Consider the following 20,197-nt stretch of genomic DNA (forward strand, 5'->3'; position numbering starts at 1 on the left):
GTCGCAAGAGCTTCGCCTTCGACGTCTTCAGCGATGATGAGGAGCGGCTTGCCGGTCTGAACGACAGCTTCGAGAACCGGGAGCATGGACTGCAGGTTCGAGAGCTTCTTTTCGTGCAGGAGGATGAAAGCGTCTTCGAGGTCAGCAACCATCTTTTCCGGGTTGGTGACGAAGTACGGGCTCAGGTAGCCGCGGTCGAACTGCATGCCTTCGACGACTTCGAGCTCGGTTTCAGCCGTCTTGGCTTCTTCGACGGTGATGACACCTTCGTTGCCGACCTTCTGCATCGCATCGGCGATGTACTGGCCAACATCCGTCTCGCCATTGGCCGAGATCGTGCCGACCTGGGCGATTTCTTCCGACGTGCCGATCGTCTTGGCCTTGGAAAGCAGGTCCTTGACGACAGCGGCAACGGCAAGATCGATGCCGCGCTTCAGGTCCATCGGGTTCATGCCGGCTGCTACAGCCTTGCCGCCTTCGCGAACGATGGCCTGGGCAAGAACCGTGGCGGTCGTAGTGCCGTCGCCGGCGATGTCGTTGGTCTTCGAAGCAACTTCGCGGACCATCTGCGCGCCCATGTTTTCGAACTTGTCATCCAGTTCGATCTCTTTGGCGACGGCGACGCCATCCTTGGTGATGCGTGGCGCGCCGAAGGACTTATCGATAACGACGTTGCGGCCCTTCGGACCAAGCGTGACCTTCACTGCGTCAGCGAGAATATCGACACCGCGCAGCAGCTTTTCGCGCGCATCACGGCCGAATATGATTTGTTTGGCAGACATGGAAACCTCCCGGGCTGATCGCCCAATGATCACTATAAAACAGAATAGGGATGCGGTCGACGATCAGGCGATAATGCCCATCACATCCGCTTCCTTCATGATCAGCAGATCCTCACCGTTGATCTTGATCTCGGTGCCGGACCACTTGCCGAACAGGATGCGATCGCCGGCCTTGACGTCGAGCGGGACGACCTTGCCGGACTCGTCACGAGCGCCGGTGCCGACGGCGACGATTTCGCCTTCCTGCGGCTTTTCCTTGACCGTGTCAGGAATGATGATGCCGCCCTTGGTCTTGGCTTCAGCCTCGATCCGGCGCACGACGACGCGGTCGTGTAACGGCCGAAAATTAATCTCTGTCATTGTGGGGTTCCTCGACGGGATCGCAGCCGAATGGCCAATCCCGATGAACCGTTTTAGCAGTCTTGCGTTGAGAGTGCTAGTGAGATTCGTGTTTTGGTAGAATCCGAGAGCGTGATCTCCACCGGGCCTTGAATGACTGCGGATCGGTGCGGCCCACTTGTTTAAAATCTTTTGGATCTTATTTAAATTTTTTAAGGATCGAACGTCTGGCATCGATGGAATTCGAACCGGAATAGTTGCGGTCGCCATGCGAACCTCGTGCACCAAGAAGAGCTCAAATCTGCCTGATATCGGCCACCCAAGGAGACGCGATATGATCGAATTCCGGAAAAAGAGTGAAAACGAAGTCAGATCTGCCGAGATAGAAGCAAGTCTGAAGAAACTGGACGCGGAAATGGCCTCCCCGAACATCAAGGAAGTCAAGCATGAAGAGCTCTCAAAACTCCGCCGCCAACTGAGCATCGAGCAGGCAGCAATAAGAGAGCCAACCAAGCGCGTTTGAGAATGGAAGGCTTCGCGGCAGCCTGATCGCCGCGAATGGGCTCCAGATGACCTCGACTTCGTCCTTGCCCGTTTATGGATGGATGAGCATTTTCCGGCTTAGCTCCGGAAGGTGGGGCTAAGCAGCGCCCTATCCCGGAAACGGCTCCAGCGTCCCGAACCAGGCGACGAGCGCCACAACGCCAATGGCGATGACGATCTCCCCCGCGGTCCCCGCCGCCAGCGCTTTCCCGGCCAAGTGCGACCGCCCCATGCGCGGCACCAGCCCATAACGGTTGAAGACGGCAATCAGCATCATCAGCAAGGCAAGCGCGATCTTCAGGGAAAGCAGCCGCTGATACGGCAGGCTCCAGTCAAGCGGCAAGCCGCCGATGATCAGCAGACTATTGGCAACCCCGGATAAAATGACCAGGGCCACCGCGACATGCCCCGCCGTCGAGAAGCGGATCAACGCTGTCAGGGCATCCGCCCCTGCCGCGCTATCACCAAGCCGGGAAAGCACGAGCGCCACGGGGATCAGCGCCCCGACCCAGGCGCCGCCCGACAGCACATGCACCATGTCGTTCGCCCGGTGCAGCACCCGCAGCCACCCGTCATTCATGGACGCATGGCCGGTCAGCGACAGGCCGCAGAGAAGAAGCGCGGAGACGACAGCCGTAGCGGCAACCTGCTGCCGTAACGGCAGCAATGTCACCACGAGGAGAAGTGCGGCAAACACCGCCTGCCAGGCCCAGGCAGTGCCGACAGAGGTTCCCGTCAGCACTGAAGTCATCACATCCCCGTCCAGCCCATCCGCCCAGCCATTGCCGAGCATGGCGCAGCGCACCGGCAGCAGCACCAGCGTAGCGAGGACTGCCAGTGCCACCGCGGCAACACGCACGGCCCGGAGCTTCACCCAGATGCAGCCGCTCAAGCCATGCGGCACGAGCAGCCACAGATAGGCGGCGCTGCCCCAGAGAAACAAGACGGCCCCGTCGAAGACGAAACGGCAGGCGATGTTGGCGGTATCAGGTGTCATCAGGGCTTTACGGTGAAGCTATACGCGCCATTCGTCTTGTGTCCGTCGGTCGAAAGCACATGCCAGTCGACCGTATAGCTGCCGGGCGCGAGCTTATCAGACACCGGCACCATCAGCACCTTGCCGCCATCCTCGAGCATGGCGTCACCGAGTTTGATCTCCGTCTTGTCCGGCCCGGTGATGGTGACGCCGCTGAACTTGAGGTTCAGTTCCTCGGTGAAGGTAAGATCGAGTTCGCTGGGGGCCGCAACGGCGGCCTTGTCGGCCGGCTCGGAGCTTTTCAGATGCGCATGCGCGAAAGCCTGGCCGGCAAGGGCGATGCTCGCGATGGCGGCGACGGAGAGAATGCGCGTGAGTTGAGACATCAGATCATGCCTTTCGGTTTCATTGGGACAGGCGATGGCATTTGGCCCTTGCCTGGTTAGACAGTCGGAGAGCGGATTTATTCCGGGCGATGCTGCAATTTGCTGCTGGGGTTTGCGCTTTGTTCGAAGGGCCGTCATCTCACAGCCCTCCGCCGAGCAACACATCACGGATCTTCGCCAGCGCCTCATCCCGATCCGTGCCGTACGGAATCAACCCCTTCAGCCGCCCATCGGCGCCGATCATCAGCAGCGAAACCGTGTGGCTCATGTGATAATTGCCGTCTTCGCTCGGCAGCTTCGACGCATGGATGAACCAGCCGCCGGAGACCTTCCTCATCTCCGCCGGCTCACCGGTAATGCCCGTGATGCGGCTGGAGAAGGCGGTGACGTAGTCATGCATCACTTCTCGCGTGTCGCGCTCCGGATCGATCGAGAAGAAATAGGCCTTCAGCGCCCTGCCCTGATCGCCGAGCGTCACCAGCCAGTCGGCCACCTCGTAGAGCGTCGTCGGGCAGGCCTCCGGGCAATGGGTATAGCCGAAATAGACGAGCGCCGGATGCCCCCGGAAGATCGACTGGTCGACCGCATTGCCCCTGTCGTCGACGAGAGAAAAATGCGTGTTGAAAGGCCCGGTGCGCGGCTCCGAAAGATAGAGCGACACCATCAACGCGACGAGCGCGCCGACGAAGACCGCACTTGCGGCAAAGCCTGAAATGGCAAGGGTGCGCGCGCTCATTGGCCATGCCCCTCATGGCCGCCCTGACCGGCATCACCAGCCTCGCCCACCATCATGACGGTGCCTTCGAAGCTCGCAAACAGCGCCAGCACTTTGGGGTCGAGCCTGGCTTCAGCCTCCGCGAGATCCGCCGCCAGCGCCTTGGCATCGTCAGCCGAAAGCCCGGCCTTCTCCAGCGCCGCCGCTTGCCTGATCCCATCACCGCTGCAGAGAAAGACGCTCCAGCCATGATGGCCCTTCTTCAACAGCGCTCGTCCGCCCCGCCCATCCTGCTGCCAGCCGGCGATCGCCCAGTCATTCCTGACGACCACGGGCAGAATGGTCAGCGGCTTGTCCGGCCGCTCGAACATCGTCTTCAGCGTCGCGGGAATGGCCTCTTCAGGCGGTGGCCCCGACATGTCCATGCCTTCCATCCCAGGCATATCCATCGCCCCATGGTCCATGCCACCGGCTCCACCGACATCATCCAGCGGCCCAGCGATCTTGCCGACGGCGAAATCGACCGTGATCTCACCAGCCTTCTCGAAGCTCAGCACCGCCCGGATCGTCTCGCCCTGCTTGAAGGGTTTGATCACGTCCTGGAACATCAGGTGGTAGTTCGGCGCAAGCGTCACCGTCTGCCCGGCCGGAATGGCAAGCCCGCCCTTCAGCTCACGCATGGTCATGATGCCATTTGCCATGGTCATCTGGTGCAGTTGCACGGTCTTTGCCCGATCCGAGCTTGCGGCAACAAGCCGGTCCGGCTCGCTGCCACTATTGGTGATAACAAGATAACCGTCGCCAACCTTGGCGCCCGGCACCATGGAATGTGAGGCCGCATGGTCGATCCTGATCGTCGGCTCCTGCGCCACCGCAGCCGTCGCAATCATCAGGCCCACGAAGAGAGAAACAATCGTCTTCATCATCATCCCCTCCTCAGGCAAAGGCGCGCTTCAGCGGCGGCACGAAGCGGATCACCATCTGGTCGAAGGCGATCATCACCAGGATCACCAATCCGCTCATCGGAAAGGCGATGGCGAAGGCGAGCACAATGGTCCAGAGCCCGAGATAGACCGAGCGTCGCGGCGGCATGGGCGGCACTCCGAGCCTTCCGGCCGGCCGCCGCTTCCACCACATGACGATGCCGGTTACGCAGGAGAGGATGATGACGAGGCAGGTCGCCAGCATCAGCAACTGGTTGAAGAGCCCGAATTCCTGGCCCTGATGCACGTTGATGCCCCATTCGATCGCCCGGCCGAAAAAGGGATACTGCCCGAAGGAGAGATCGATGAGCGGTTTGCCGGAATATTGGTCGATATGAAGCGTGCGCTCGTTGGTGAGATCGTCAGGATAGACCGCCGCCGTATAAACGCCCGTCTCGCCGCCGGGAATGGCAAGATCGAAACCCGGCGCCATGCCAAGACCCCGCGCAATCTCCACCGCCTTGTCAAGCCCGATCGGCTTCTTCGACTGCGCCGCCGCAATCTCCGACAGCGGCACTGGCGCCTTCTCGACGATCCAGCCGGCCTTGGGAAGAATATCCTCCGTCACCTTCTGCGATTTCGGCACGGCATCCCACAGCTGCACCGGATAGCCGAGATCGTGGCTCGTCAGCCAGGCGTTGGCATTGGCGCCCCAATAGCCGGACCAGGGCATGCCCGTCATCGCCATGAAGAAGATCAGGATACCGGCGAAGGCACCGGTCACCGCATGGAGATCGCGCCAGAAGACCCGCCGCGAAGGCGTGCCGCGCACGGTTACCACCCCACCCGTCTGCCGCCGCGGCCACCAGAGATAGATGCCGGTCACGACCAGCACCATGGCAAAGCCGCCCGTGATCTCGATCAGCTTGTTGGGCAAGCCGCCGAACAACGCAAGGCTGTGGATGCGCTTGACGACATAGTTGAACTCCTCGGTGGAGCCCACCGTATCAAGCACCTTGCCGTCATAGGGATTGACGAAAACCAGCGTCTGGCCGGCATCCGAAGACACGGTCACGATCGCTGACCGGTCGAGCCCGGCCGGGTCCCTGTAGGAGCTCGCAACCGAGCCCGGAACAGCAGCCGCCGCTATATCGGCAATCTTCTGCGGCGAGAGCGCCTCGCCGGCGGGCTCGACGATATAACGATAGGCAAAGACCGTATCGTTGATCTCGTCCTTGAAGAGATAAAGCGAGCCGGTAATGGCGAGATTGAGCAGGAAGGGAATGACCAGCAGGCCGGCAAAAAAGTGCCAGCGCCAGATGGCGCGATAGAGCGAAACGCCTGGTACGGCGTTCTCTGCCGCCTCAGTGGCAGTGGTGATAGACATGAAAGTGGATCCGAATCCTCGGCCGGCGGCGTCAATGCGGCCCGGCCATGATTGCAAGACGCATCACGGCCTTGGCCGCAATGCGGGTTCAGGCAAGGATCGGGTTTGCAGGCGGGGCGCGCGGCCCGGTATTCGGCGGGAAAAGCTGGCGATGGAAGGCTTCGACGCGGCGCGGCAGCTCAACCTTGAACGTGAAGCCGATGCGCGCGCCGGTGACATCGGCAGGCTGCGGCAGCACGACGGAAGCGCCGATGCGGCAAGCTTCGCACGGATTGAGATGCGCAATCTTGCCATGCTCCTTGCCGTGGTCGTCGACAACGGTGACGCAGAGCGTCGGCAGCGTGCCGTCAGGCAGCACATATTGGGCAAGTGCTGCAGGGCTCAGAGCATCTTCGGCAGCGGCTGGGACCTGATGCGCAAGACCGACAAAGACGAGCGCGATGGTGCACAGAATGCGCACCAGCCATTGCTCGATCCTGTCCAGACGATGTTGCATCGTTCCCCTGCGCCGCGAGGCCCCTACCTCGGTATTGAACCCGTGATAGCGGTATCCGCACGAAAGCTCAATGCGACATTCATGTCGCGCTCCTGCCTGTTCAGACCAATCGCACCCAGTCCACCGCTTCCAGCGCATAGGGTGCAAACAGGAAATCGCGGATCGCAGCGATCCGGCCGTTATCCCAATCTACGAGCACGAAATGCGCCGGCCTCTCCGTGGAGCCGCCGGCTGCAAAGACCAGCATTGCCGGACGGCCTTCGACGGCACCAAGGGCGAAACGCCATTTGGTTTCTTCGGCATACCGCGTGAAATAGGGGCTGATCTTGTCGCGCCCCTCCCATTTGAGACGATTGACGAGCTCGAGCCTGACGTCGTCGGCGAGCATGGCGCGGATCGCATCGAAATCGCCGATTTGGAACAGGTGGACATATGCGGCGATTTGTTGCCGGGCGGCATCCGAGATCAGCGGCAGCCTGATATCATCGGGCGCCTGCGCCAGTTGCCGCAGCGCCGCGCGCCCGCGCTGCAGCGCGGATTTGGCGGCCGCCGGGCTGCAGCCTGCAATGTCGGCAATCTCTTCCACGGGATGGCCGAGCACATCCTTGAGGATAACGGCGCAGCGCTGAAGCTCCGGCAGCAGCAGAAAGGTTTGAAAGCTGATCGCGACGATATCAGCCTCGGGAATCGCTGCGGCTTCGAGGTCCTCGGTCAGCGGAACGACCGTGGTGCGGGACCTGCGGCGCAGGAAATCGAGGCTCGCGTTATGGGCGATGCGAAACAGCCAGCCCTCGAGATTATCGACACCGCCGCCCTCGGCGCGTGCCCGCAGCGCCTTGACGAGCGTGTCCTGCAACACATCCTCGCCATCTACCGCCGAGCCGGTCATGCGCGCGCAGTAGCGGTGCAGCCGCGGCCGCAGCGCTGTCAGGCGATCTTCGAATTCGTCACGGTTCATATCTCGACACCTGTCGGCGCTTTGCCCGCCCCCTTGTAGATACCAACGAGAATCTCCGTCAGGACCGCCGGCTGTGATAGAAATGGCGGGTGGCTGCTTTCCAATGTGTGGATCATCGTCTTGTTGCCGAGGGCTGCGTCAACCGTCGCAATCATGTGGTCCTGCCCGGTCACCGGTATCGCGCGGTCCTGCGTGCAGCGAATATAGTGGCGCTGCACCGTGCCAAAGCGCTCCGCCGTGATCTGCGATGGGCTCAAGGCGCCGGCGTTCGACTCGTCGCAATGAAGCTGCGCCGCCGCCTGCTCGAATTCGGCCTGCGGCACATCGGCATAGAACGATGCCTTGAGCAACGACCGATAGGTATCGTCGGCAGATCCGGCATTGATCCGCGTCGCGCCGATGGCGACGGGATCTCCAATGAAGAGCTGTGGCGCCAAGGCCGAAGACAGGCTTTCATGCTGCAGCATCGCAAGCAGCGGCATGCCGTTCGGCACCAGGAAGCCGGCAAGGTAGACGACAGCGAGAAGCAGGTCCGGAACCTGTTCAGCCACAGCCGAAATCGTCATCCCGCCAGCCGAGTGCCCGACCAGGATGACCTTGCCATCGCCGAGTGCCACGGCCTGCCTGACCAGAGCGACGACCGCCCGCGTCCGCTCCTCCTGCGTCACGCCAGCGATCGGCGACGGCTCGGCGGCAAAGGCCACCGGGTCGAACGGGCGAAGACCGAGCGATCTCGGCGCGATCGCATGGACCCCCGCGCCGGGAAGATCGGGCGTCAGCGCGGCAAAGCCCCAGGCCTCAAGGATGGGCGTAACCCTGCCCCAGACGGAATGGTTGTGCCAACCGCCATGGACCAGGACAAAAGCTGCTGCAGGTTTCGACATCGTCGATCCTCTTCTGTGATCTTGCATTCTCTTGACAGTCGATTGCTTCAGACTTCCCTGTTCTCGAACAGGAACATTTGAACGCCCGACGCATCGGGTGCAAAAATCAGGCGATCCACCCGTGCCGCCTGTCCTTCCGGGCTTGTGAACGCCTTTCCCATCGCCTCGATATCGTCGAAATACAGCGTCCCGATGAGATAGATATCGGAGCCCCCGACAGGCGATACGATCGGACCGTGGCTGATCTCATATTTCCGGAGCCCTGGAAGCTTCTTGGCCAGAGGAATGTGGGTTTCGAAATAGTGCCGGTTGAAGGCATCAATATCTTCAGGTCTACGGTAGATCACGACCATCCGTGCCATTGCAGTTCTCCTTTTGCTGATTGTTTCTTGCCCGGTACGCGTGCTTGCGCGCAGCACTCACCGGCCTTCGCTCAACACCACCGAGCCCACGATCGACTCTAGGCTCGCCAGCTCGAGGATTTTGGGAAGATAGGCTGTCATGCGCGGATCGCTGCGCATCGCCTCGACGGCCGCGGCACTCTCCCATTCGGAGTAGATGACGACGCTCGCCCCATCCTTTGCCGCGATCAGCCGGGTCGTCTTCCAGCCTGCAAGCGTGCGGACCACCGTGTCGATGTTCTGTTTCAGAAGCGCCATCAGCGCGTCCTGCTTCGACGGTTCGACTTTGAGCAGATTGATCAGAGTGATGGTTTCGTCAGACATGGCTGTTCCCTTCAGTTGCGGACACACCAAAGACGAAACGGGGAATGGAAACGGATCGCGCCGGTCGAAAAATTCCGTATCCCTGGAGAACGGACCCTGCCCTCATCCTCGAGCAGTGAAAGCGCCATTGGCGTTTCCTGGGGCGGCACACACAGCCTTGCTGCGTGTGCCGGTCAGGGCGTCAGTACACGGCAACGCGAAGACCTTGTTCTGTGCATCAGTGTCGGGCTGGAATATCCCGATGATCCATAGCCGATATCAGGGCGCTACGCGCCGAGATCTCGGCCAGGCTGGAGCATGGATGCGCAGGTGGCCAATCGTGTGCGGCCGAGCTTAGGCGGCCGTCTTGAAGGCGGCGCGGTTTTCCTCGACGAAAGCCTCCACCGTCATTGGCGGCGTTCCCGTGAACTGCTCGATGACGTCGTTGGTGCCCGCAAAGACGCCGTTGCGGCAGTCCTCGGCAATGCACAGGAAGTGCTGGATGATGAAATCGTCAAGGCCGAAATTCTTCAGGCGCGCCGTATAGGCTTCGGCAGTCGCCGGCCGGTAGCCGATCTTGCGGCCGAGCACTTCGCTCATCCTTGCGGCGATCTCCGCCTCGCTGAGCTCCACCGGACCGAACAGCGGATAGATCTTGCCGGCATGTTCGGCCGGGTTTTCCAGCATGGCCGCAATCAGCCGCGCCTGGTCCTCGCCAGCAACGGGCGCGTGCCTTCCCTCGCCATAAGGCAGCTCGATCACGCCCTCACTGGCAATGACGTTGCTCACCCAGGGGAATGTCAGCCATTCGGAGAAGAAGGTCGGGCGGATATGGGCGGTCGGCACACCCGACCAATCCAGCACGCGCTCGGCGACCCAATGGTTGCGGGCAGCATGGCTTTTCGCCACCTCGCGCGCCGAAATCTGCGACATGTTGACTATGAGCTCCAGCTTTGCCCGCCGTGCGGCATCGGCAAAATAGGCCGTCACATCGATGAGATCCGGGCGGATTGGATAGCAAAGATAGGCGGCATTCACGCCCGCGACCGCGCTGATGACGGCATCATGATCGGTGAGGTCACCGACCACGACCTCCGCCCCTGCCGCAGCGAGTGCTTGAGAACGCGCATCTTCCTTATGCACGAGCGCGCGCACCTTATGGCCCTTTTCCAGGAGGATGCGGGTCGTATGCTTGCCGGTTTTGCCTGTGGCTCCGGTCACGAGATAGGTCTTGGACATGGTCTTCTCCAGTTGTGAAAAGGGCGCAGGATTGCGCCGGAGCGAACCGCAAGGCTCGCCCGTTACAAATCGCCCGCCCTTGAAATTTAGATTACGAGTGACATCTAATTAGATGTTGGATACAATCTAAATTGTCAAGGTGCTGGAGACCGGAAATGCGAAAATCAAACGAGGAAGCGGCAAGGACGCGCCAGACCATCGTCGCCACCGCAGCCTACGAGATCAGGCGTTCGGGCATTGCTGAAGCAAGCGTCGCCGACATCATGGCCGCTGCCGGCCTGACACCGGGCGGCTTCTACCGCCACTTCGAAAGCAAGGATCATCTGGTCGCCGAAGCGCTGGAAAAGGCGGGAGATCAGGTCGCCGGAAGCATGCGCAAAGTGCGCGACGAGGCCAGCTTCGACGATGTCGTCAACGCCTATATCGACGCCACCCGGGCCGGCGGCAAGGCCGTGCCCTCCTGCCCCATCTCCTCCCTCGGCAGCGAGCTCGCCCGCTCCGGCCCAGAGACGCGAGAAGCGGCCACCAAAGTGATCGAGGACATGTTCTCCGTCTTCAGCTCCGGCCCCGCCGGTACCAAGGCCAGCCGCCGCAAGGGAATGGCCGCCTTCGCCATGCTGGTCGGCGCGCTGACGCTGGCGCGTATTGTGACCGATGAAGAGATGGCGGATGAGATTCTTGAAGTAGCCCGGCAGAAGCTGCACCGGGCGGAGTGACCTGCCCATACGACACACTTGCGAATCGCATAAGTGTATGCTTATGTGTTGTCATGATGGAACACGACATTTTTCGCGCGCTCGCCGACCCGACCCGCCGCACGATCTTCGAGAAGCTGGCGAACGGCCGCATGAATGCCAGCGCGCTTCGCCAGGGCATGGATATCAGCCAGCCGGCCATGTCCCAGCATCTCGCCGTGCTGCGTTCGGCACGGCTTGTGCGCGAGCAGAAGGAGGGCCGTTTCGTGAATTACGAGGTCGACCCCGAGGGGCTCACCCTCATCGCCCAATGGCTGGCGAAATATCGCGCCTACTGGCCAGCCCGCATCGATGCTCTCAAGCTCTTGCTGAAGGATATGGACCAATGAACGAGGTGAAGACCGAGATACAGACCAAGCAACAAACCGGCTTCGAACAGAGATACGAGCTGGATGCGCCGCCGGAAAAGGTCTGGCGTGCGATCAGCATCGCCGATTTTCGCGAGAGATGGCTGCCGAAGGAAGCGCTTGCCGATCCGCAATCGCTCTCCGAAACACCGGGAAAGGAGGTTCGCTACAGATTGCGCGACGACAGCCCGCCCTTCCTGGAAAGCATCGTCACCTTCGCGATCGCACCGAATGCATCGGGCGGAACCAGCCTGCGGATCGTCCACGAGCTGACCGATGCCACTTTCGAGCGTCTCACGAGATCGGTCGCCAACAGCAACAGCCAGACTATGATGCTCGCCGCCTGACGCGGCAGGCCTTCCCGCTTATCATTCTGAAAGATTGGAGTTCGCCGATGCGCGAAGCGATGCAACTCGTCCCCATGGTCGTAGAACAATCCTCCCAAGGGGAGCGATCCTTCGACATCTATTCCCGCCTGCTGCGTGAGCGGATCATCTTTCTGAACGGCGAGATCAACGACGGCGTGTCCGCTCTCGTCTGCGCCCAGCTTCTGTTCCTGGAGGCCGAAAATCCCAAGAAGCCGATCAACCTCTACATCAATTCGCCGGGCGGCGTCGTGACCAGCGGTTTTGCCATGTACGACACGATGCGTTTCATCCGCGCGCCGGTGCACACGCTCTGCATGGGAACGGCCCGCTCGATGGGCTCCTTCCTGCTGATGGCCGGCCAGCCGGGAGAGCGATATGCCCTTCCGAATGCCAGCATCCTCATCCACCAGCCCCTCGGCGGCTTCCAGGGCCAGGCGTCCGATATGCTCATTCATGCCGAGGAAATCAGGAAGACGAAGCAGCTCATGACCAGCCTCTATGCCGAGCATTGCGGGCGATCCTATGAAGAGTTCGAGCAGGCGATGGATCGGGACCGCTTCATGAGGGCTGAAGAGGCCCTGGAATGGGGGCTGATCGACCGCATCCTGACGGATCGAGAGGATGTGGCAGAGGTAGGAGCGCAATAGCCATGCGCCCCGCCCTCGCCAGCCTAAACCTCAGCTACCGGCCTTCAATGCCGTATTGCAAAGGCTCCAATAGCCGCCGCCCTTCTGGATCCATTTCAGATCGTTGAGCGTGCCGGCATCCTTGTTGGCATGATAGCTGTCGACGCAGGTATGCAGCCGGCCCTTGGCAGGCGTTTCGCTGGCGTATTTCTTGTCGATCGCCTTCGGCATGGTCACGCCCTTGGGGGCCTTGACCGTCGGCTTTGCGGGCTCCTTGTCCGTCGTTGCGGCCACTGCCTTGTCATCGGCAGCATCTTCGGCGGCCGCATCCGCGCCACAGAACTTCGCCCGGAAGTCGTTCCACTTCATGTCCTTGGCCGAACCATCGGCCTTGGCCGTCTGATATTTGGCGCTGCATTCCTTCATGGTCAGCGCGGAGGCCGGAGAAACGAAGAAGGCGGCGGCAATCAACGCTCCGGCGGAAGCGGGCACAAGCAATCTCGCAATCATGGGATATCCTCGTGTTGGGGGCAGTTCACGGCATGCACGTCTTTGAGGCCCCAAATCTTTGAGACCCCAAGTCTTTGAAGCCTATGAAACGGTTCCATTGGGCGTTGCCGCATCGACGGCTTTCGGCAGATGCTCGGCAAGCAGCTTGGACACATCATCGGCATTGACGCCGAACTTGGCGGCGAGATCGCGCAGCTGATCGGACGACAAGGCCGCCTGGATCTGTTCCGCCGATACGGGAAGATTGTGGCCGGTGCCGATCCAGGATGAGACCTGCTCGCCGAGGCCCGCCGAATTGAGCTGGGAAACGATGCCCTGCAGCCCTCCGGCATTGTCGAATATTCTGGTTGCAACCGCGACGTAATCGACCTGCCTGCCGGCAAGCACATCAGAGAGAACACCGCCTAAACCGTCGAAAATACTCATGGTTGCTCCTCCACCCATCAGCGGATTCTACATTAGCATGAGGTAAAATTTCTGTCATTCCGGATTTGCGAAACGACAGCCTTCCCTCCGCAAACAATACTTCTCGCTGGCCCTGCTTGACGTTGCCCATGGTGACGTCCTAAGTCGGGGGAGACGGTTCCCCGAGGAGAACTTCGAGGGGATTAATAGGGAACACGGTGCGGACGACCCAAAAGGGACCAAGACCGTGGCTGCCCCCGCAACTGTAAGCGGATTGCCGGTTATATCCGGAATGAATGCCTCGTCGTTCATTCCAGGACATCACCGGCGAGCTGGTCACTCCAAGTGCCACTGCGCGCAAGCGCGGGAAGGCAGATGACCGGCTGACATCCGCGAGCCAGGAGACCTGCCGTCAATCGCAATCCAATCAGCCAGGCGGGGATGCCTGGACAAGGAGCAGATATGATTGACCTTATTTCCTGCCGCTTGCCGCACGCGATCCGTCCCGATTGGACCACCCGCCGCTAGCCCTCCTCCACGTTTGGCTCACGCATCTGCGCGCGCCGGCGTCTGCTGGCCCTTTTCCTTCCGATCGAGAGTTTCCAATGCGCCAGATTATTCCAGGCTTTTCCCTTGCGTTCGGGCTCGCCAGCCTTTGCCTGGCCGGCCTTGCAGCACCCGCCTTCGCCGCCACCCAATATCCCCTCACCCTCAGCAATTGCGGCCAGCAAGTCACCTTCGAGAAGGCACCGGCCAAGATCGTTTCGATCGGCCAGGGCATGACCGAAGTGCTCCTCTCGCTCGGCCTTGCCGACAAGATCGCCGGCACGGCCGTCTGGGTCGGCCCGGTCCTGCCGCAATATGCCGAGGCCAACAGCAAGATCAGACGCCTGGCCGACAACGACCCGAGCTTCGAATCCGTCGTCGGTGCCGAGCCCGATCTGGTGGCTGCCGAATTCGAATGGCATGTCGGCGCCCAAGGCTCCGTCGGCAAGCGCGAGCAATTCAAAGACCTCGGCATCAACACCTATATCGCGCCGGCCGATTGCGTCGCCAAGATCAACACCGATGGCGGAGACGGCGTGCGCAAGGAGCTGTTCACGATGGACCTGATCTATCAGGAAATCGCCGAACTCTCCGAAATCTTCGACGTGAAGGACCGGGGCGATAAACTGATCGCCGACCTGAAGAAGCGCGAGGCCGCGGCCGTTGCCTCCGTTTCAGGCGCGGCAGCCAAGAACCTGCCCGTCGTCTTCTGGTTCTCCAGCAAGGAGGTGAAAGGCGATGCCTTCATCGCCGGCAAGAACAGCGCGCCGGCCTATATCCTGAAGACGCTCGGCGCAAAGAACGTCGTGACGACTGAAGAGGAATGGCCCCTCGTCGGCTGGGAAACGATTGCGCAGGCCAATCCCGCCGTCATCGTCATCGCCACCATGGACCGCCGCCGCTATGCCGCCGACGATCCCAAGGTGAAGGTGGATTTCCTGGAAAACGATCCGGTCACAAGGGAGCTCGATGCCGTCAAAAACAAGCGCTTCATCATGATGGACGCGCAGTCGATGAACCCGACGATCCGCACGATCGACGGCATCGAAATCCTGGCAAAGGGCATCGCCGCCTCCGGTCTGGCGCAGTGAGCCAGGCTGCCTTGCCACAGAGGAAATGGTGGGCGCTTGCCGCGCTCACCATCGCCGCCTTCCTCCTGCTCGGCCTGATGGTCAGCCTCGCCGTATCGATCGGCGAGATATCGATCCCGCTCGCCACCACGGCAAAGGCGGTTTCCAACCGCCTGTTCGGCACGGCATTCGAACTCAGCCGCATCCACCAGGGCATTGTCTGGGATTACCGCCTCAGCCGCGCGCTGGTGGCGGCAAGCGCCGGTGCGTCGCTCGCGCTTTGCGGCGTGGTGCTGCAGGCCCTGCTGCGCAATCCGCTCGCCGAACCTTATGTGCTCGGCATTTCCGCCGGCGCCTCCACCGGCGCCGTCTGCGTCATGATCTTAGGCCTCGGCTATGGCGTGCTCGGCCTCTCCGGCGGCGCCTTCATCGGCGCCGTCATCGCCTTTCTTCTGGTCGGCATTCTGGCGGCGGGCGCGGGCGGCACCAGCGAGCGCATCATTCTCTGCGGCGTGGCGGGCTCGCAGCTCTTCAACGCGCTGACCTCCTATATCGTCACCACCTCGGCCAATGCCGAACAGGCGCGCGGCGTACTCTTCTGGCTCTTAGGGTCGCTCAGTGGCGTGCGCTGGCCGGATGTCTATCTCTCCGTGCCGATCGCGCTGACAGGCTTCGTCGTCTGTCTTGCCCATGCGCGCGCGCTCGATGCCTTCGCCTTCGGCACGGATGCCGCAGCCTCCCTCGGCATCGCCGTGCGCCGCGTGCAGTTCACCCTGCTCGGCGTGACAGCGGCGATGACGGCAGGCGTGGTCAGCATGGTCGGTTCCATCGGCTTCGTCGGTCTCGTCATTCCCCATGCCGCCCGCTTCCTCGTCGGCCCCGCGCATGGCCGCCTGCTGCCGGCGACTGCGCTTGGCGGAGCGATCTTCATGGTCGGCGCCGACATCGTCTCGCGCATCATCATTCCCCAACAGATCCTGCCGATCGGCGTCGTCACCGCGCTTTTCGGCGCACCGGCCTCGCCATCATCCTCTATCGCGTGCGGAGAAGCGCATGAGCATATCAGTCGACAAGGTCACCTATGCCGCCGGCAATACCATCATCGTCAATGGCATCAGCATATCAGTCGAAAGGGGCAAGGTGCTCGGCCTGCTCGGGCCGAACGGCTCAGGCAAATCGAGCCTGCTGCGCCTGATCTGCCGACTGCGGCAGGTCAAAAGCGGCATCATCCGCCTTGGCGACGACGATGTCTCCGGCCTCTCACGCGCTGCCCTTGCCCGCCGCATCGCCTTCGTCGAACAGCAGTCGACGACCGACACGCAGCTCACCGTGCGCGATATCGTCCGCCTCGGCCGCACGCCGCATCGCGGCCTCATCGCCTCCTGGGGCGCCGATGACGATGCCGCCGTTGCGGAAGCGCTCGCCCGCGTCGACATGGGCGAGCGCGCCGGCCAGCTGTGGCAGACACTGTCAGGCGGCGAACGCCAGCGCGTGCATATCGCCAGAGCGCTCGCCCAGACGCCAAGCGAACTCCTGCTCGACGAACCGACCAATCACCTCGATATCCAGCATCAGCTCGATATCCTGGCGCTGGTAGCCAAACTCGGCCTCACCTCCATCATCGCGCTCCACGATCTCAATCTGGCGGCGATGTTCTGCGATCATCTGGCCGTGCTGCAGAAGGGCGAAGTCGTGGCCGCAGGCACGCCCGAGGAGGTGCTGACCGAAGCCTTGATCGCCCGCGTCTTCGGCGTGCGCGCCCATATCGAAAGATCGGCTGTGCATGGCCGCACACATATCCAGTATCGGATGGGCTGAGAGATGGATGGCGTAAATTTCGATCTGAAGGAAGAGATCCGCGACTACTGGTCGAAACGCTCGGAAACCTTCGATCTCGCCTTCGGCCACAAGATCGCCCCCGGCCCGGAGGCCGATGCCTGGCAGAAGCCGATCCGCGATGCCCTCGGCCCTGAGCCCAAGCGCGTGCTGGAACTTGCCTGCGGCACTGGCGAAGTGACCCGCCTGATCCAGGATCTCGGCCATGACGTTACCGCGCTCGATTTCTCCGAAGCGATGCTGAAGGTTGCCCGCGCCAAACACGCCGGCAAGGAGCGCCTGCGCTTCATCTTGGCGGACGCCGAAAACACCCTGGAGCCTGATGCACACTACGACGCGATCATCTGCCGCCACCTGGTCTGGACGCTGACCCGGCCGGAAGAAAGTTTTGCCGAATGGTTCCGCATCCTCAAACCCGGCGGTCTGCTGCTCTTCTTCGACGGCAACTGGGCAAGCCCGAAACCGACCGGCCGCATCGCCAGCCTGCTGATAACATGTGTCGACCGTTTCATCGGTGCCGACAGCAACTATGACGGCGCGCTCAGCACCCGCCACGCCCGCATCATGTCAGCCCTGCCCTTCGGCTCCGGCCTGCGTCCCGACATGCTGCTGCCGCTTCTGACATCGGCGGGCTTTACAGGCATCGAACTGCACTCCCATGCCCCGATCGCCCGGGCGCAGAGGAAGAATGCCAACCTCAGAAACAAGCTTAGAACCCTGGTCTACCGCCGTTTCATCCTGACCTGCCGGCGGCCCTGATCCGTCGCGAATGGGGGCTGACCTGTCAGCCACCGCCTACCAGTTGCCGGGATCGGCAGTATGATCGACAGCGGCGAATTCGTCCGCCTTAGCCCGATCGAGTGTCACAGTTCTCGTCCTCTTCGTCTCGTCCGCGACCAGATAGCGAAGCGGTGCCGCGTCCTTGGCAAGCTCCTGATAGACGAGAAGCGCGGCCTCCTCGGCGGTATCGGCCTCGATCTCTCGCGTGATGGACACAGTGAACTTCTGCATGGCTTCGGGCTTTCTCGATCGTCGCGGGCATGGGCGCAATGTCCACCGCCTGACAATAAGCGCAGAGCCGAATAGTTCAAGCTGCCCCTGCCCTCGACGATCAGCCGCCACAGACGGAAGCCATTGGCAGCGGCCGGCTTTGAGCGGCGTACCGTCGTGGCGATGGGAGACGGTGATCAAGGAGGCCACATGACAGAACGGCGGCGCTAATATTCGCCCTGTTGACCCAAAAGAACTGTCGGCACCTATTTGAACATCTCAGGCGAATAGGTGCCGTCGCTGTTCAATATCTCAGCGCGTTGCTGCAGCCGGCAGAGATATTGGTGGATCGAGCATCTGATTGCTGTCAGCGGTCGAACCATAAAGCGCCGCATAACGCCGACATCTATCCAGATGAGCCGGAAGTGGGGAGCATCCGGCTCACAGGTTTCGGCATAACCAAGAAATGGCGGAGATCGAATATCCGAGCCATCAACGAGCTTTCACGGTTTGCGTGCTCGGATGTGTAGGAAGATTGGCGCAACGCGGGTATCGGCTACTACAGGTTCGGCAAGGGCGACTTCCGGCGATGCCATTGGTTCGCCAAACGCCTCGATTATGAAGCCGGCACCGACGATCATGGATACCCAGCTTGTCAGCGTGCGATGGAAACGCGGCACCGAAAAGGGTGTCAGCGCTGCACGCTCTTCAGCTGGAATCTCGGAAAACAGCCAGCGCTCGATGCGCCCGTCGGTCTCATCGAAATAGTCGGCAACCTGAACGGCAACTGCAGCGCCGCTCTCATCGCGGATATTGCGGCGGGTCGGCGGAACGAAACATGGATGCAGAATCGAAAACTGCAAGAACCCACCGGGCTTCAAAATGCGGTGAAGGCTCCCCAGAACTTTTTGCTGGTCAGCCATGTCCATCAGCGACATAAAGGCGGTGACGAAATCAAAATTCCCTTCCGGAAAGTCAAGGCTCTGGCCGTCGCCAACCACGTAGTCGATACCGAGTGGGTCCTGTGCCTCCGTTTGGCGGGCATAGCGAATGAAGGTAGGTGCGATGTCCACCCCGGTCATGCGGGCACCAAGTTGGGCTACTGCGCGGGTATTGGTGCCTTCACCACAGCCGAGATCAAGTCCCGTCAGACCTGCGATCGGGGGTAACATGTCCAGAAAGGCGGGCGTGTTAAGTGCGTCGCGATATTTGTCGTAACCAGCACGACTATAGATCGTCCAAGTCTCCGCATTGCTTTCCCAATGGATGGCGACATCGTTTGTGTTCATGCTCATCGTCCTTCACGTCCTTCCAATCTTTGCTTCTACGTCCGCTTGCCATCCGCAGCGGCATTCGCACAAACCGCAGCGCGAGCCTCGAGATCAGCTCATTTCCGCCGTCGGCTGAACGACCGCCGACGCAGGCACGTGTTTCCAGTTCTTGAGGTCCGACGCCTTAAGACCGGAATGAAAATCGATCAGGTCTGCTGGGCCAATCATGTTTGCCAAATCCAATCCCCCTCGGCGCACAATCAAAAGGTGTTCTCTCTTATCGAGAAAACACCTTGTGTAGAGCTTATCCGAGAAGAACGTGGGCCACGGCCCGCCTCAGCAACCCATCCCTGCCGCTCAAACCGACCGCATCAACCCGCCATCGACCTTCAGGCTCTGGCCGGTAATATACCCCGCCCCATCGGACACCAGAAACGCAATCGTCGCGGCCACTTCGGCACTCGTGCCGTAGCGCTGCATCGGCACGGTTTCGCGCCGCGCCTCGGTCGCAGGCAGGCTGTCGATCCAGCCGGGCAGCACATTGTTCATGCGGATGTTCTCGGCCGCATAGGTATCCGCAAAGAGCTTGGTATAGGCGGCAAGGCCGGCGCGGAAGACCGCCGAGGTCGGGAACATCGTCGACGGCTCGAAGACCCAGGCCGTCGAGATATTGACGATCGCGCCCTTCTTCTGCGCCTGCATGATCGGCGTCACCAGCCGCACCGGGCGGATGACGTTCATCAGGTAAACGTCCATGCCCGTATGCCACTGCTCGTCGGTGATCTCGTTGAGTGGTGCGCGCGGTCCATGTCCGGCGCTGTTGACGAGAACGTCGATACGGCCCCAGGCCTGCATCGCCGCATCGACCAGCCGCTTCAGGTCTTCGTTCGACTGGTTGGAACCGGTCACACCGACACCGCCGAGCTCCTTGGCCAGCGCCTCGCCCTTGCCGGAGGAAGACAGGATTGCGACCTTGTATCCATCGGACGCAAGGCGTCTCGCACTTTCGGCGCCTATGCCGCTGCCGCCTGCGGTGATAACAGCCACTTTTTCTACTGACATTTCGGTGCCCTCCTGAAGTGATATCGTCGATTGATCGATGTGTGCACGCACGATACCATCTCCGTCACGTGAGCGCGAA

At 61.3% G+C, this 20,197-nt stretch carries 26 protein-coding genes, 1 pseudogene and 1 riboswitch; of the genes and pseudogenes, 9 read left to right on the plus strand and 18 right to left on the minus strand.

Annotation, left to right across the window (positions count from 1 at the left end):
• Positions 1-782: chaperonin GroEL (gene groEL / locus AC1DTN_RS09975; protein ID WP_477920677.1), on the minus strand; the 782-nt coding region annotated here is incomplete at its 3' end.
• Between the two features lie 63 nt (positions 783-845).
• A complete protein-coding gene (groES, locus tag AC1DTN_RS09980) occupies positions 846-1,142 on the minus strand; it encodes a co-chaperone GroES (protein ID WP_113321375.1) in 297 nt (98 codons plus the stop codon).
• Positions 1,143-1,455: 313 nt separating this feature from the next.
• On the opposite strand from groES, the gene AC1DTN_RS09985 reads away from it, so the two are divergent.
• Positions 1,456-1,644: a hypothetical protein gene (locus AC1DTN_RS09985; protein WP_113321374.1), complete on the plus strand. Its 189-nt coding sequence runs from the start codon at positions 1,456-1,458 to the stop codon at positions 1,642-1,644.
• A gap of 129 nt (positions 1,645-1,773) precedes the next feature.
• Here the strand turns inward: AC1DTN_RS09985 and copD are convergent, their stop codons facing one another.
• The 11 genes from copD to AC1DTN_RS10040 all read right to left on the minus strand — a co-directional run bounded on the left by copD (position 1,774) and on the right by AC1DTN_RS10040 (position 10,332).
• On the minus strand, positions 1,774-2,661 hold the full coding sequence (copD, locus tag AC1DTN_RS09990) for a copper homeostasis membrane protein CopD (RefSeq protein ID WP_477920679.1): 888 nt from the start codon (positions 2,659-2,661) through the stop codon (positions 1,774-1,776).
• On the minus strand, positions 2,661-3,026 hold the full coding sequence (copC, locus tag AC1DTN_RS09995) for a copper homeostasis periplasmic binding protein CopC (protein WP_477920680.1): 366 nt from the start codon (positions 3,024-3,026) through the stop codon (positions 2,661-2,663). The genes copD and copC overlap by 1 nt, the downstream gene beginning before the upstream one ends.
• Before the next feature lie 139 nt (positions 3,027-3,165).
• Positions 3,166-3,762 (minus strand): SCO family protein, encoded by a 597-nt coding sequence (locus tag AC1DTN_RS10000; protein ID WP_477920682.1) that lies wholly within the window; start codon positions 3,760-3,762, stop codon positions 3,166-3,168.
• Entirely contained in the window at positions 3,759-4,667 is a 909-nt protein-coding gene (locus AC1DTN_RS10005; RefSeq protein WP_477920683.1) for a copper uptake system-associated protein, read from the minus strand. The genes AC1DTN_RS10000 and AC1DTN_RS10005 overlap by 4 nt, the downstream gene beginning before the upstream one ends.
• 10 nt (positions 4,668-4,677) lie before the next feature.
• Positions 4,678-6,051, minus strand: a complete 1,374-nt coding sequence (locus AC1DTN_RS10010; RefSeq protein WP_310387160.1) for a PepSY-associated TM helix domain-containing protein — start codon at positions 6,049-6,051, stop codon at positions 4,678-4,680.
• Positions 6,052-6,139: 88 nt separating this feature from the next.
• Positions 6,140-6,547, minus strand: coding sequence for a hypothetical protein (locus AC1DTN_RS10015; protein WP_477920685.1), 408 nt, complete (start codon positions 6,545-6,547; stop codon positions 6,140-6,142).
• 100 nt (positions 6,548-6,647) lie between these two features.
• The gene (locus tag AC1DTN_RS10020) at positions 6,648-7,505 is read right to left on the minus strand and encodes a sigma-70 family RNA polymerase sigma factor (protein ID WP_477920687.1); all 858 of its coding nucleotides are present in this window, start codon (positions 7,503-7,505) and stop codon (positions 6,648-6,650) included.
• Entirely contained in the window at positions 7,502-8,389 is an 888-nt protein-coding gene (locus AC1DTN_RS10025; protein ID WP_477920688.1) for an alpha/beta hydrolase, read from the minus strand. The genes AC1DTN_RS10020 and AC1DTN_RS10025 overlap by 4 nt, the downstream gene beginning before the upstream one ends.
• A 47-nt stretch (positions 8,390-8,436) precedes the next feature.
• Entirely contained in the window at positions 8,437-8,751 is a 315-nt protein-coding gene (locus AC1DTN_RS10030) for an EthD family reductase (protein WP_477920689.1), read from the minus strand.
• A 57-nt stretch (positions 8,752-8,808) separates the two neighbouring features.
• The gene (locus AC1DTN_RS10035) at positions 8,809-9,114 is read right to left on the minus strand and encodes a putative quinol monooxygenase (RefSeq protein ID WP_477920690.1); all 306 of its coding nucleotides are present in this window, start codon (positions 9,112-9,114) and stop codon (positions 8,809-8,811) included.
• 333 nt (positions 9,115-9,447) lie between these two features.
• Positions 9,448-10,332 carry an NmrA family NAD(P)-binding protein gene (locus tag AC1DTN_RS10040; RefSeq protein ID WP_477920691.1) on the minus strand — a complete coding sequence of 295 codons (885 nt, stop codon included), beginning with the start codon at positions 10,330-10,332 and terminating at the stop codon, positions 9,448-9,450.
• A 155-nt stretch (positions 10,333-10,487) separates the two neighbouring features.
• Here AC1DTN_RS10040 and AC1DTN_RS10045 point away from each other — a divergent pair, with 155 nt between their 5' ends.
• Genes AC1DTN_RS10045 through AC1DTN_RS10060 form a run of 4 tightly spaced genes read left to right on the plus strand, consistent with a single transcriptional unit; the run spans position 10,488 to position 12,449 of the window.
• Positions 10,488-11,048 carry a TetR/AcrR family transcriptional regulator gene (locus tag AC1DTN_RS10045; RefSeq protein WP_477920692.1) on the plus strand — a complete coding sequence of 187 codons (561 nt, stop codon included), beginning with the start codon at positions 10,488-10,490 and terminating at the stop codon, positions 11,046-11,048.
• A gap of 53 nt (positions 11,049-11,101) precedes the next feature.
• Positions 11,102-11,416 carry an ArsR/SmtB family transcription factor gene (locus AC1DTN_RS10050; protein WP_477920693.1) on the plus strand — a complete coding sequence of 105 codons (315 nt, stop codon included), beginning with the start codon at positions 11,102-11,104 and terminating at the stop codon, positions 11,414-11,416.
• The gene (locus tag AC1DTN_RS10055; protein ID WP_477920694.1) at positions 11,413-11,781 is read left to right on the plus strand and encodes an SRPBCC family protein; all 369 of its coding nucleotides are present in this window, start codon (positions 11,413-11,415) and stop codon (positions 11,779-11,781) included. Before AC1DTN_RS10050 ends, AC1DTN_RS10055 begins: the two co-directional genes overlap by 4 nt.
• A gap of 47 nt (positions 11,782-11,828) precedes the next feature.
• The gene (locus AC1DTN_RS10060) at positions 11,829-12,449 is read left to right on the plus strand and encodes an ATP-dependent Clp protease proteolytic subunit (protein WP_477920695.1); all 621 of its coding nucleotides are present in this window, start codon (positions 11,829-11,831) and stop codon (positions 12,447-12,449) included.
• A gap of 30 nt (positions 12,450-12,479) precedes the next feature.
• Here AC1DTN_RS10060 and AC1DTN_RS10065 read toward each other — a convergent pair whose 3' ends face one another.
• Together AC1DTN_RS10065 and AC1DTN_RS10070 are read right to left on the minus strand one after the other, a co-directional pair.
• On the minus strand, positions 12,480-12,938 hold the full coding sequence (locus tag AC1DTN_RS10065) for a hypothetical protein (protein ID WP_113321362.1): 459 nt from the start codon (positions 12,936-12,938) through the stop codon (positions 12,480-12,482).
• 81 nt (positions 12,939-13,019) lie between these two features.
• The gene (locus AC1DTN_RS10070; RefSeq protein ID WP_439015707.1) at positions 13,020-13,364 is read right to left on the minus strand and encodes a YidB family protein; all 345 of its coding nucleotides are present in this window, start codon (positions 13,362-13,364) and stop codon (positions 13,020-13,022) included.
• Between the two features lie 137 nt (positions 13,365-13,501).
• Positions 13,502-13,771, plus strand: a riboswitch (cobalamin riboswitch).
• Between the two features lie 177 nt (positions 13,772-13,948).
• Between AC1DTN_RS10070 and AC1DTN_RS10075 the strand changes: the two genes are divergently transcribed.
• The 4 genes and pseudogenes from AC1DTN_RS10075 to AC1DTN_RS10090 all read left to right on the plus strand — a co-directional run bounded on the left by AC1DTN_RS10075 (position 13,949) and on the right by AC1DTN_RS10090 (position 17,554).
• Positions 13,949-14,980, plus strand: a complete 1,032-nt coding sequence (locus tag AC1DTN_RS10075) for an ABC transporter substrate-binding protein (RefSeq protein WP_113321360.1) — start codon at positions 13,949-13,951, stop codon at positions 14,978-14,980.
• Positions 14,977-16,016, plus strand: a pseudogene (locus tag AC1DTN_RS10080) (FecCD family ABC transporter permease). The gene AC1DTN_RS10075 and the pseudogene AC1DTN_RS10080 overlap by 4 nt, the downstream one beginning before the upstream one ends.
• Positions 16,013-16,777, plus strand: coding sequence for an ABC transporter ATP-binding protein (locus tag AC1DTN_RS10085; protein ID WP_477920696.1), 765 nt, complete (start codon positions 16,013-16,015; stop codon positions 16,775-16,777). The pseudogene AC1DTN_RS10080 and the gene AC1DTN_RS10085 overlap by 4 nt, the downstream one beginning before the upstream one ends.
• A gap of 3 nt (positions 16,778-16,780) precedes the next feature.
• Positions 16,781-17,554, plus strand: a complete 774-nt coding sequence (locus AC1DTN_RS10090) for a class I SAM-dependent methyltransferase (protein WP_477920697.1) — start codon at positions 16,781-16,783, stop codon at positions 17,552-17,554.
• Positions 17,555-17,590: 36 nt separating this feature from the next.
• Here AC1DTN_RS10090 and AC1DTN_RS10095 read toward each other — a convergent pair whose 3' ends face one another.
• From AC1DTN_RS10095 to AC1DTN_RS10105, 3 genes are all read right to left on the minus strand, one after another.
• Positions 17,591-17,806 (minus strand): hypothetical protein, encoded by a 216-nt coding sequence (locus tag AC1DTN_RS10095; protein WP_310387183.1) that lies wholly within the window; start codon positions 17,804-17,806, stop codon positions 17,591-17,593.
• Between the two features lie 482 nt (positions 17,807-18,288).
• Positions 18,289-19,074: a class I SAM-dependent methyltransferase gene (locus AC1DTN_RS10100; RefSeq protein ID WP_442206032.1), complete on the minus strand. Its 786-nt coding sequence runs from the start codon at positions 19,072-19,074 to the stop codon at positions 18,289-18,291.
• A gap of 339 nt (positions 19,075-19,413) precedes the next feature.
• Complete coding sequence (locus tag AC1DTN_RS10105; RefSeq protein WP_477920699.1) at positions 19,414-20,118, minus strand: SDR family oxidoreductase; 705 nt, start codon at positions 20,116-20,118, stop codon at positions 19,414-19,416.
• Between the last annotated feature and the right edge of the window lie 79 nt (positions 20,119-20,197).

It is taken from the genome of Rhizobium sp. 01T444 (genome assembly GCF_056398305.1).